8 protein-coding genes and 1 riboswitch are annotated in these 10,333 nt (G+C 59.8%); of the genes, 5 read left to right on the forward strand and 3 right to left on the reverse strand.

The genetic code is table 11. The features are described 5' to 3' along the window. The first annotated feature begins 16 nt into the window (after positions 1–16). A complete protein-coding gene (locus tag AC1D2P_RS22290) occupies positions 17–832 on the forward strand; it encodes a M48 family metallopeptidase (RefSeq protein ID WP_477758403.1) in 816 nt (271 codons plus the stop codon). 122 nt (positions 833–954) lie between these two features. Here the strand turns inward: AC1D2P_RS22290 and AC1D2P_RS22295 are convergent, their stop codons facing one another. The 3 genes from AC1D2P_RS22295 to AC1D2P_RS22305 all read right to left on the reverse strand — a co-directional run bounded on the left by AC1D2P_RS22295 (position 955) and on the right by AC1D2P_RS22305 (position 3,791). After that, a complete protein-coding gene (locus tag AC1D2P_RS22295) occupies positions 955–1,536 on the reverse strand; it encodes a TMEM165/GDT1 family protein (protein WP_046030240.1) in 582 nt (193 codons plus the stop codon). A 92-nt stretch (positions 1,537–1,628) separates the two neighbouring features. After that, positions 1,629–1,753, reverse strand: a riboswitch (yybP-ykoY riboswitch). A gap of 40 nt (positions 1,754–1,793) precedes the next feature. Further along, positions 1,794–2,792, reverse strand: a complete 999-nt coding sequence (locus AC1D2P_RS22300) for a class I SAM-dependent methyltransferase (protein ID WP_109787837.1) — start codon at positions 2,790–2,792, stop codon at positions 1,794–1,796. A gap of 33 nt (positions 2,793–2,825) precedes the next feature. Next, the gene (locus AC1D2P_RS22305; protein ID WP_223523472.1) at positions 2,826–3,791 is read right to left on the reverse strand and encodes a 2-hydroxyacid dehydrogenase; all 966 of its coding nucleotides are present in this window, start codon (positions 3,789–3,791) and stop codon (positions 2,826–2,828) included. 315 nt (positions 3,792–4,106) lie between these two features. Here AC1D2P_RS22305 and AC1D2P_RS22310 point away from each other — a divergent pair, with 315 nt between their 5' ends. The 4 genes from AC1D2P_RS22310 to AC1D2P_RS22325 all read left to right on the forward strand — a co-directional run bounded on the left by AC1D2P_RS22310 (position 4,107) and on the right by AC1D2P_RS22325 (position 10,196). Continuing rightward, a complete protein-coding gene (locus AC1D2P_RS22310) occupies positions 4,107–4,736 on the forward strand; it encodes a LysE family translocator (RefSeq protein ID WP_109787839.1) in 630 nt (209 codons plus the stop codon). Positions 4,737–4,898: 162 nt separating this feature from the next. Next, complete coding sequence (locus AC1D2P_RS22315; RefSeq protein ID WP_109787840.1) at positions 4,899–6,581, forward strand: fatty acid--CoA ligase; 1,683 nt, start codon at positions 4,899–4,901, stop codon at positions 6,579–6,581. Positions 6,582–6,916: 335 nt separating this feature from the next. Beyond that, positions 6,917–8,803, forward strand: coding sequence for a DUF1302 domain-containing protein (locus AC1D2P_RS22320; RefSeq protein WP_109787841.1), 1,887 nt, complete (start codon positions 6,917–6,919; stop codon positions 8,801–8,803). 28 nt (positions 8,804–8,831) lie between these two features. Continuing rightward, positions 8,832–10,196, forward strand: a complete 1,365-nt coding sequence (locus tag AC1D2P_RS22325) for a DUF1329 domain-containing protein (RefSeq protein ID WP_109787842.1) — start codon at positions 8,832–8,834, stop codon at positions 10,194–10,196. The last annotated feature ends 137 nt before the right edge of the window (positions 10,197–10,333 follow it).

Genomic DNA, 10,333 nt, shown 5'->3' on the forward strand with positions numbered 1-10,333 from the left:
TTGAAGGAGTGCCGTGATGAACAAGTCTCTGGTTGCGTGCGTGTTGGGTTCAGCGTTGCTGCTTAACGGCTGCGAGACCGTCAACACGACCAGTGCGGGTGAAGTCGGCGTCGTTCGCCAGCAACACATGACCACATTATTGTCGAGCGCACAGGTCAATCAGTCCTACGCGCAGGATTACAAGCAGACCCTGGGGGAAGCGAGCAACAAAAACGTCCTCGACAAGACCAGTACTGAAGCCACGCGTGTTCAGGTGATTGCCGATCGTCTCATCGCCCAGGCGCCAACGTTTCGCCCGGATGCCGCGCAATGGCAGTGGGAGGTCAATCTGATCAAGAGTGAGGATATGAACGCCAACTGCGGTCCTGGCGGCAAGATCATTGTGTACACCGGTCTGATCGACAAGCTGCAACTGACCGACGACGAACTGGCTGCGGTGATGGGGCATGAAATCGCCCACGCCTTGCGCGAGCATGGCCGTGAAGCGTTATCCAAAGCCTATGGCGTGAGTCTCGCGCAGCAATTGGCGATAGCGGCGGGTGCACCCGCCTTGATGGTCGAGGCAGGGAATAACGGCGTGAACCTGTTGATGACCTTGCCCAACAGTCGCACCAATGAAAACGAAGCAGACCTGATTGGCCTGGAGCTGGCGGCGCGTGCGGGCTACAACCCGAATGCGGCGATCACCCTGTGGGAAAAGATGAGCAAGGCTGACGAAGGTGCGTCACCCGAGTTCCTCAGCACTCACCCTTCATCCAGCAGCCGCACCGCCGCGTTGCAGGCGGCGATTCCGAAGGTGATGCCGTTGTACGAGAACGCGCGCAAATCCTGATGTTTTTGTATCGCCAGTGACGGCCTCATCGCGAGCAGGCTCGCTCCTGCATTGGAACTCGGTCAAATGTAGGAGCGGGCTTGCCCGCGATGAACGATAACGCGGTCTACCGTCTTAACGCATCAAACCCAACCGCTGCTCTGCATCGCCTTGTACACCGCCACAATCGCCAAGATAAGGAATGCCGACGCCGCCAGGCGACGGATCAGGGTCAACGGCAGCTTGTCTGCGGCAAAGTTACCCGCCAGAACCACCGGTACGTTGGCAATCAGCATGCCGGCGGTGGTGCCGATGATGACCAGCCACAAATCCGGGTATTGCGCCGCCAGCATCACGGTAGCGACTTGGGTCTTGTCACCCATTTCCGCCAGGAAGAAGGCGATCAATGTGGTCAGGAACGGCCCGAACTTGCGTGCGGTGCTGACGTCGTCGTCCATCTTGTCCGGTACCAGGGTCCACAGGGCGGTGGCGGTGAAGCTGGCGGCCAGGATCCAGTGCAGCGTCGCATTCGAGAAGAAGCTGCCGAACCAGGCACCTACCGCACCGGCGGCTGCGTGGTTGGCCAGGGTCGCGGCGACGATGCCGGCGATGATGGGCCAGGGCTTGCGAAAGCGGGCAGCGAGAATGAGCGCGAGCAGTTGCGTCTTGTCGCCGATTTCGGCCAAGGCAACGATTGCGGTAGGAACGAGAAGTGAATCCAGCATCATCAGGGTTTTTCCTAAGGGGCGGGTCGACACGGCTATGACACGTACAGCCTTCCCGCCCCGGGTAAGGTGTTCGTGTCATAGGTCTTGTCAAACCCTGCGATCCGTCTGATGCGGACGCTTGGGTCGCATACGCCATGGTCTGAGGACCAAGTATGTTGACGTATGCCGGACGAGCATGGCGCTCGTGGGAGACTACTCCCCTAGGACGGAGCGGATTCTGCCTAGGCAAAATCCGTTAGGCAAGCACTTATTTATCAGCCGCGTTTGGCCCGATAGATACGAAACCCCTGGCCCTCAGCCTTGATGGCGCACACGCCGAGGTGCTCTTCGATCAGCGGTTGGTACTTCAGGAAGCTGTTGGCGACCAGGCGAAGTTCGCCGCCGTTTTTCAGATGTTTGGCTGCTTTTCGCAGCAAGTTCTCGGTGGCGTAGTAGTCGGTGTGAACGCCGACATGGAACGGCGGATTGCTCAGAATCGCACTCAAACCCATGGGCGCGGCGTCGATACCGTCACCGGTAATGACGTCAGCTTCCAGACCGTTGGCCGCCAGGGTCAGGCGACTACTGGCAGCGGCAAAGGCATCGACGTCGAGCAACGTCACCTGATTGTGCGGATAACGACGCTTAACCGCGGCACCCAGTACGCCCGCGCCGCAACCGAAGTCCAGCAAGTGGCCGCTCGGTAGCTTGTCCAGGTGCTCCAGCAGCAACGCGCTGCCACGATCCAGTCGGCCGTGACTGAAAACCCCCGGCAAACTGATGACTTTCAATGGCCCCTCAGCCAGTGGCAATTCGTAGGTCTCGGCCAGGCTTTCCAGCGATTTGGCTTCTGGCGCATTGGCCACCGTGACCAGCCAGAGCTGGCAATGACGGGCGCTGTCGAGCTTGCGCGGCTTGCCGAACGGATTCAGTTGTTTGGCTGCCCCTTCGATGCCGCTGCGTTTTTCGCCCACCAGGTACAATTCGCGACCGGCCAGGCGCGAGGCGAGGGCGTTGAGGATGTAGTCGGTCAGGTCCTTGGACTTGGGCAAGAACACCACAGCGGTTGCGAACTCACGCTCGGGGGCGTCTACACCAAAATGACTGCGCTCGGCGAAACGTGCGTCCAGCGCGGCTTGATCGCCGGCATGCCAGCACCAGCCGTGGGCGTCGGGCAAGCGGCCCAGCAGGTCATCGGCGGGCAAACCGGCGAGTAACACCGAGCCCTGGAATAATTCGGCCTGACGAAGCAGTACTTCACTGCGCGGATCCATACTCTGCTCCTTGAAAAAAAGTGCGGCAGTTTATCAACTGACGACCCGCAGCGCTGTACCGCTGAAGTAGGCCTGCGCGTTTTCGCTCAACTGCCCGACGATTCGCTGCCGCGCCTCGCGACTACCCCAGGCGTTATGCGGGGTGACGATCAATCGCGGGATGTCATCGGCCAGCAAGGGATTGCCCGCCGTCGGGGGCTCGACACTCAGCACATCGGTGGCGGCGCCGCCCAGATGACCCTTGCGCAGCGCATCGGCCAGCGCCTGCTCATCGATCAAGCCACCGCGCGCGGTATTGACCACGAAGGCACTGGGTTTCATCGAGGCCAGTTCGCGGGCGCCGATGAAATGGCGGGTGTGTTCGTTGAGCGGGCAATGCAGGGTCAGCGCATCGATTTGCGGCAGCAATTCATTTAACGGCAGCCGATCCGGGCGGGCAGGTCGGCCGGGAATCTGACCGAGCAGCACACGCATTCCGAACGCTTCGGCCAGCCGCGCGACTGCGCTACCAAGTTCGCCATGGCCGAGCAAGCCGAGGGTTTTGCCTTCCAGTTCGACGATCGGGTAATCGAGCAGGCAGAACTGTTTCGCTTGCTGCCAGCGGCCTTCACCCACGGCTTTTTGGTAGTCAGCCAGGCGTGTCGCCAGGTTGAGCAGCAGCATGATCGTGTGCTGTGCCACCGATGGCGTGCCGTAACCCTGGCAGTTGCAAACAGTAACGCCATGGGCGCGGGCGGCGGCGAGGTCGACATTGTTGGTGCCGGTGGCCGTGATCAGGATCAGCTTGAGCTGGGGGCTGGCAGCGATGGCGGCGGCATCGATCAGGATCTTGTTGGTGATGGCGACGGTGGCGCCCTTTATACGTTCGATCACTTGATCCGGCGTGGTCTGTGCGAACAGTTGCAACTCGTCGAAACAGGCCTGCAGCGGGCCGAGGTCGAGGTCGCCGAGGTCCAGGGACGGGTGGTCGAGGAAAACGGCGCGGCGAGAGTTCGTCATCAACTGTACCTTTTGTGCATTGAACTGAAGGCGTAATCTGCCGAGCCTACCAGATGAAACAAATGGTTACCCATTGCACAAAAGTAGCTAAGTTGACGCGCTATGCGATGAAGCACCGACATCCCTGTAGCAGTTGGCGAAGCCTGCGTTCGGCTGCGCAGCAGTCGTAAACACAGAGCATGCGGACTTCCTGTAAGAGCGCGGTGCCTGATTTCACGACTGCTGCGCAGCCGAACGCAGGCTTCGCCAGCTGCTACAGGGATGTTGTCAGCCTGGATTTTTCATTTCGACCGATCTGCCCCCAAAGGAGCCCCGATGTACTGGACAGAATTCTTGACCGTTGCCCTGATTCACTTGTTGGCCGTGGCCAGTCCCGGCCCGGACTTTGCCGTGGTGGTGCGTGAGAGCGTGACCCATGGTCGTCGCGCCGGCACCTGGACGGCGCTGGGTGTCGGTACGGCGATTTTCCTCCACGTCGGCTATTCGTTGCTCGGCATCGGTCTGATCGTGTCCCAGTCGATCGTGCTGTTCAACGCGCTGAAATGGGCCGCTGCCGCGTACTTGTTGTACATCGGCTACAAGGCCCTGCGTGCGCAACCGGCCAAAGCGGTCGATGACAATCTGCACAAGGAGGCCGGCGAACGCACCGCACGTGGCGCCTTCACGTCCGGTTTCGTGACCAACGGTCTGAACCCCAAAGCCACGCTGTTCTTCCTGTCGCTGTTCACGGTCGTCATCAACCCGCACACGCCGCTGGCGGTGCAAGCCGGTTACGGGGTTTATCTGGCGGCGGCGACTGCGTTGTGGTTCTGCCTGGTGGCGCGCCTGTTCAGCCAGCAGCGTGTGCGCGCCGGCTTCGCCCGCATGGGCCACTGGTTCGACCGGACCATGGGCGTGGTGCTGATTGCCATCGGCGTGAAGCTCGCTTTCACCGAGATGCATTGATCGCGCCGGCGCGTTACTGACATCGAACTCCCACAAATGCTGGCGTAAAGCTAGCATTTGATCGGCTCTGCAAATCATTCCTTTGGCTGATTTGGCTGTCATGGAAGGGCACTAGAGTGCTTAACATTCAGCCAACACCGTGCAGTCAGAAAAGGGATTCTTATGTTGCAGACTCGCGTTATCCCCCCAGCCGAAGGCGCTTACCAGTATCCGCTGCTGATCAAGCGGCTGCTGATGTCCGGCGCTCGTTATGAGAAAACCCGCGAGATCATCTACCGCGACCAGTTGCGCTACAGCTATCCGACCCTGATCGAGCGGGTTGCGCGGCTGGCCAACGTGTTGACGGCAGCCGGCGTCAAGGCCGGGGATACCGTGGCGGTGATGGATTGGGACAGCCATCGATACCTGGAATGCATGTTCGCCATCCCGATGATCGGCGCGGTGATCCACACGATCAACGTGCGCCTGTCGCCGGAACAAATCCTCTACACCATGAACCATGCCGAGGACCGCTTTGTGCTGGTCAACAGCGAGTTCGTGGGGCTGTACCAGGCGATTGCCGGGCACCTGACCACGGTCGAGAAAACCCTGCTGCTCACCGACCTGCCGGAAAAGACCGCCGACCTGCCCAACCTGGTCGGCGAGTACGAGCAATTGCTGGCAGCGGCCAGTACGCAGTACGACTTCCAGGACTTCGACGAAAACTCGGTCGCCACCACGTTCTACACCACCGGTACCACCGGTAATCCCAAAGGTGTGTATTTCACCCATCGGCAACTGGTGCTGCACACCATGGGCGTCTCGACGATCATGGGCGCCATCGACAGCGTGCGCCTGTTGGGCACCAACGACGTGTACATGCCGATCACCCCGATGTTCCATGTGCATGCCTGGGGCTTGCCGTATGTGGCGACCATGCTCGGGCTCAAGCAGGTTTATCCGGGCCGTTACGATCCGGAATACCTGGTGGAGCTGTGGCGAAAGGAGAAGGTCACCTTTTCCCACTGCGTGCCGACCATTCTGCAAATGGTCCTCAATGCCAAAGCGGCGCAAGGCACGGACTTCGGCGGCTGGAAAATTGTCATCGGCGGCAGCGCACTGAATCGCACCCTGTACGACGCGGCCAAGGCCAAGGGCATTCAGTTGACGGCCGCTTACGGCATGTCGGAAACCGGGCCACTGGTGTCGTGTGCTCACCTCAACGATGAGTTGATGGCGGGTAGCGAAGACGAACGCACCACCTATCGCATCAAGGCCGGCGTGCCGGGGCCATTGGTCGAGGCGGCGATCGTCGACACCGACGGCAATTTCCTGCCCGCCGATGGCGAAACCCAGGGCGAACTCGTGCTGCGTGCGCCATGGCTGACCGAGGGTTACTTCAACGAGCCGCAGAAGGGCGCCGAGCTGTGGGCCGGGGGCTGGCTGCATACCGGCGACGTGGCGACGCTGGACAGCATGGGCGTGATCGACATTCGTGATCGCATCAAAGATGTGATCAAGACCGGTGGCGAGTGGATCTCGTCGCTGGACCTTGAAGACTTGATCAGTCGTCACGAGGCGGTACGTGAAGTAGCAGTGGTGGGCATCGCCGATCCGCAGTGGGGCGAGCGGCCGTTTGCGCTGCTGGTGATCCGCGAGGGGTATGAGATTGGGGCCCGGGAACTCAAGGAACACCTCAAGCCATTCGTGGAGTTGGGGCACCTGAGCAAGTGGGCGATCCCGAGCCAGATCGCCCTTGTTACTGAAATTCCCAAGACCAGTGTCGGCAAGCTCGACAAGAAGCGCATCCGCCTCGACATCACTGAATGGCAGGCCAATAACAGCGCCTTCCTCTCGACGCTTTAAGCGTTTCCCGGTGTGCCCGAAAGGGCACGCCAGGCCCACCAAGCAAGCGCTTGGCTTGTGTAATCCGGATTTTCAGCCATCCTTGCCGTGCCGACAGGTGTCGGACTGGCAAAGGACTGTTCCAGAGTGGCTGGCAGCTGCAAATCACACTTTAGAGGGATCAAGCTCTACTACCTGCTGGCTATAGTCCGCTCAAGGATTTTTAAGAACGGAGCTCACGTACAAACGGGGCGATTCAATTTTGGAGTGACTTCGGGACGCCTTGGTTCCCCGTCACCCACAACGTTTTTAGAAGTACTCACTGCCATAACAATAATGCACATGGAGTAGCGTCGATGACATCAGTAAACACGTTCTGGCGCCGGGCGAAATTGCCTCTGGCGGTCAGTCTCGCCTCTACGCTCGCCGGGCCTGCATTCGGCGTCAGTTTCAACGTTGGTGAAATCGAAGGTCAGTTCGATTCGTCGCTCTCCCTGGGTATGAGTGTCTCGACCCAACAGCCGAACAAGAATCTGATTGGCGTGAACAACGGCGGGCACGGCCTGTCACAGACCTCCGATGACGGTCACTTGAACTTCAAGAGCGGGCAAGCGTTCTCGAAGATCTTCAAGGGCATCCATGACCTCGAATTGAAATACGGCGATACCGGCGTGTTTGTCCGGGGCAAATACTGGTACGACTTCGCGCTGCAAGACGAAGACCTGGAATTCAAGAACGTCGAAAACGACGGTCGCAAGGAGGGCGCCAAATCTTCCGGCGGCCAAATCCTCGACGCCTTCGTCTATCACAACTACTCCATTGCCGATCAGCCGGGCTCCGTGCGTTTGGGCAAGCAGGTGGTGAGCTGGGGTGAAAGTACCTTCATCGGCGGCGGCATCAACTCGATCAACCCGATTGACGTGTCCGCGTTCCGTCGTCCAGGCGCCGAGATCAAGGAAGGCCTGATCCCGGTCAACATGTTCTACGTGTCGCAGAGCCTGACCGAGAACCTGTCGGCTGAAGCCTTCTACCAACTGGAATGGGACCAGACCGTCGTCGATAACTGCGGCACGTTCTTCTCTCAGCCAGACATCGTGGCCGACGGTTGCGACAACAACCTGCGCGTGCTGAACAAACGTTCGCAGATTCCAGCCATTGCGTTGGGCCCGTTGGCTGCCAACGGTGTCAACGTCGACGAGGAAGGTGTACTGGTTCAGCGCGGCGGCGACCGCGACGCACGGGACAGCGGCCAGTGGGGCGCATCCTTCAAGTACATGTTCGACCCGCTGGACACCGAGTTCGGCGCCTACTTCATGAACTACCACAGCCGTGCGCCGATCTTCAGCGCCACCGGTGCACCTCAGTCGGTCTACAACACGGCGGCTGCACTGCCAGGCCCATTCGCCGCACTCGCCCCGTTGCTGGTGGCCGGTAACTCGAAGTACTTCATCGAATACCCTGAAGACATTCGCCTTTATGGCTTGAGCTTCTCCACCACCCTGCCTACCGGTACCGCGTGGCAAGGTGAACTCAGCTACCGTCCAAACGCGCCGGTGCAGTTGAACTCCACTGACATCCTGTTCGCCGGTGTACGTCCTTTGGGCGGCGCACTGGGTAACGCTTCGTTGCTCTCTGCGGCTCCGGGTCAAGATCTGCACGGGTACAACCGTAAAGAAGTCACCCAGTTCCAGACCACCCTGACGCACTTCTTTGATCAGGTCATGGGCGCCAGCCGTCTGACCCTGGTCGGTGAAGTGGGCGTGACGCACGTCGGCGGCCTGGAAAGTACCGACGACGTCCGTTATGGCCGCGATCCGGTCTATGGTCCGGGCATGTTGCCAGCCACTGGCGCAGTCAATACGTGCGTGGCACTCAACACCAGCACCATCAACGGCGCCGGTCCGGGCACCGCCACCAACAACCGCAGCCGCAACTGCAACAGCGATGGCTTCACCACGGCGACTTCGTGGGGCTACCGCGGTCGTGCGATCTGGGAATACAACGACGTGTTCGCCGGTGTGAACCTCAAGCCTAACGTGGCCTGGTCCCACGACGTAGACGGTTACTCGCCAGGTCCTGGCGGCAACTTTGAGGAAGGTCGTAAAGCGGTGAGCCTGGGTGTCGATGCCGAGTACCAGAACACCTACACCGCGAGCCTGGCTTACACCAACTTCTTCGACGGCAAGTACACCACTGTAGATGACCGCGACTTTGTTGCGCTCAGCGTCGGCGTGAACTTCTAAGCACTGTTTTTTCAGGACGAACACACATATGAAAATAACAAAGAGTCTGTTCCATGCTGGTGTTCTGGGGCTTTCGCTGCTGGCGACGAGCGTGATGGCGGCGGTCCCTGCGGCCGAAGCCGACAAACTGGGCAAGAGCCTGACCCCGATGGGGGCCGAGATGGCGGGTAATGCCGACGGTTCGATCCCGGCCTGGAAACCAATGCCGAAAAACGCCGGCACCGTCGACAGCAAAGGTTTCCTGTCCGACCCGTTCGCCAGTGAAAAACCGCTGTTCACCATCACGGCGCAGAACGTCGACCAGTACAAGGAAAAGCTTGCCCCGGGCCAGTACGCGATGTTCAAGCGCTACCCGGACACCTACAAGATGCCGGTTTATCCGTCCCATCGTGGTTCCACCGTGCCGGATGACGTGTTCGCCGCCATCAAGAAGAACGCCACCACTACCACCCTGGTGTCCGGTGGCAACGGTCTGGAAAACTTCGAAACCGCTGTGCCGTTCCCGATTCCGAAAAGCGGTGTGGAAGTCATCTGGAACCACATCACCCGCTATCGCGGCGGCAGTGTGACCCGTCTGGTGACCCAGGCCACGCCACAGCCGAACGGCTCGTACAGCCTGGTGTACTTCCAGGATCAGTTCGTGTTCCGCGACAAAATGAAGGACTACGACCCGAAAAACCCGGGCAACATCCTGTTCTACTTCAAGCAGAAAGTGACCGCGCCGGCACGTCTGGCGGGTGGTGTGCTGCTGGTGCACGAAACCCTCGATCAGGTGAAGGAACCGCGTTCGGCGTGGGTCTACAACGCCGGTCAGCGTCGTGTGCGTCGTGCACCACAAGTGTCCTATGACGGGCCGGGTACCGCGGCGGATGGCCTGCGTACCTCCGACAACCTGGACATGTTCAACGGTGCGCCGGATCGCTACGACTGGAAGCTCGAAGGCAAAAAAGAGATGTACATCGCCTCCGACAGCTACAAACTCGACTCGCCGAGCCTGAAGTACGACGACATCATCAAGGCCGGTCACATCAACCAGGACCTGTCGCGTTACGAGTTGCGTCGGGTCTGGCATGTGGTCGCTACTTTGAAGGAAGGCCAGCGTCACATCTACGCCAAACGTGACTTCTACATCGACGAAGATACCTGGCAAGCCGCTGTGATCGATCACTATGACGGTCGCAATCAGCTGTGGCGTGTGGCGGAAGCTCACTCCCAGCAGTATTACAACGTGCAAGTGCCGTGGTACACCCTGGAAGCCCTGTACGACCTGCAATCGGGTCGCTACCTGGCGCTGGGCATGAAGAACGAAGAGAAGTCGGCGTATGACTTCGGCTTCACCGCTACCACCAGCGACTTCACACCTGCTGCACTGCGTCAGGACGGGGTTCGCTAACCTGTACTGATCAGAGGCCGCATCCTCAAAAAACGCCCCGACTGGTTCGGGGCGTTTTTTTTTTGACGTTCATAAAGCCCTGTGTAGCAGCTGCCGAGCCTGCGAGGCTGCGTCCGGCTGCGCAGCAGTCGTAAACC

Source organism: Pseudomonas sp. P1_F1_2 (genome assembly GCF_056405815.1).

Excerpts from the sequence above, each read along its gene's own strand:
- AC1D2P_RS22295 (WP_046030240.1), bottom strand. The coding sequence starts at position 1,536 with ATGCTGGATTCACTTCTCGTTCCTACCGCAATCGTTGCCTTGGCCGAA.
- AC1D2P_RS22305 (WP_223523472.1), bottom strand. The coding sequence starts at position 3,791 with ATGACGAACTCTCGCCGCGCCGTTTTCCTCGACCACCCGTCCCTGGAC.
- AC1D2P_RS22310 (WP_109787839.1), top strand. The coding sequence starts at position 4,107 with ATGTACTGGACAGAATTCTTGACCGTTGCCCTGATTCACTTGTTGGCC.
- AC1D2P_RS22290 (WP_477758403.1), top strand. The coding sequence starts at position 17 with ATGAACAAGTCTCTGGTTGCGTGCGTGTTGGGTTCAGCGTTGCTGCTT.
- AC1D2P_RS22320 (WP_109787841.1), top strand. The coding sequence starts at position 6,917 with ATGACATCAGTAAACACGTTCTGGCGCCGGGCGAAATTGCCTCTGGCG.
- AC1D2P_RS22325 (WP_109787842.1), top strand. The coding sequence starts at position 8,832 with ATGAAAATAACAAAGAGTCTGTTCCATGCTGGTGTTCTGGGGCTTTCG.
- AC1D2P_RS22300 (WP_109787837.1), bottom strand. The coding sequence starts at position 2,792 with ATGGATCCGCGCAGTGAAGTACTGCTTCGTCAGGCCGAATTATTCCAG.
- AC1D2P_RS22315 (WP_109787840.1), top strand. The coding sequence starts at position 4,899 with ATGTTGCAGACTCGCGTTATCCCCCCAGCCGAAGGCGCTTACCAGTAT.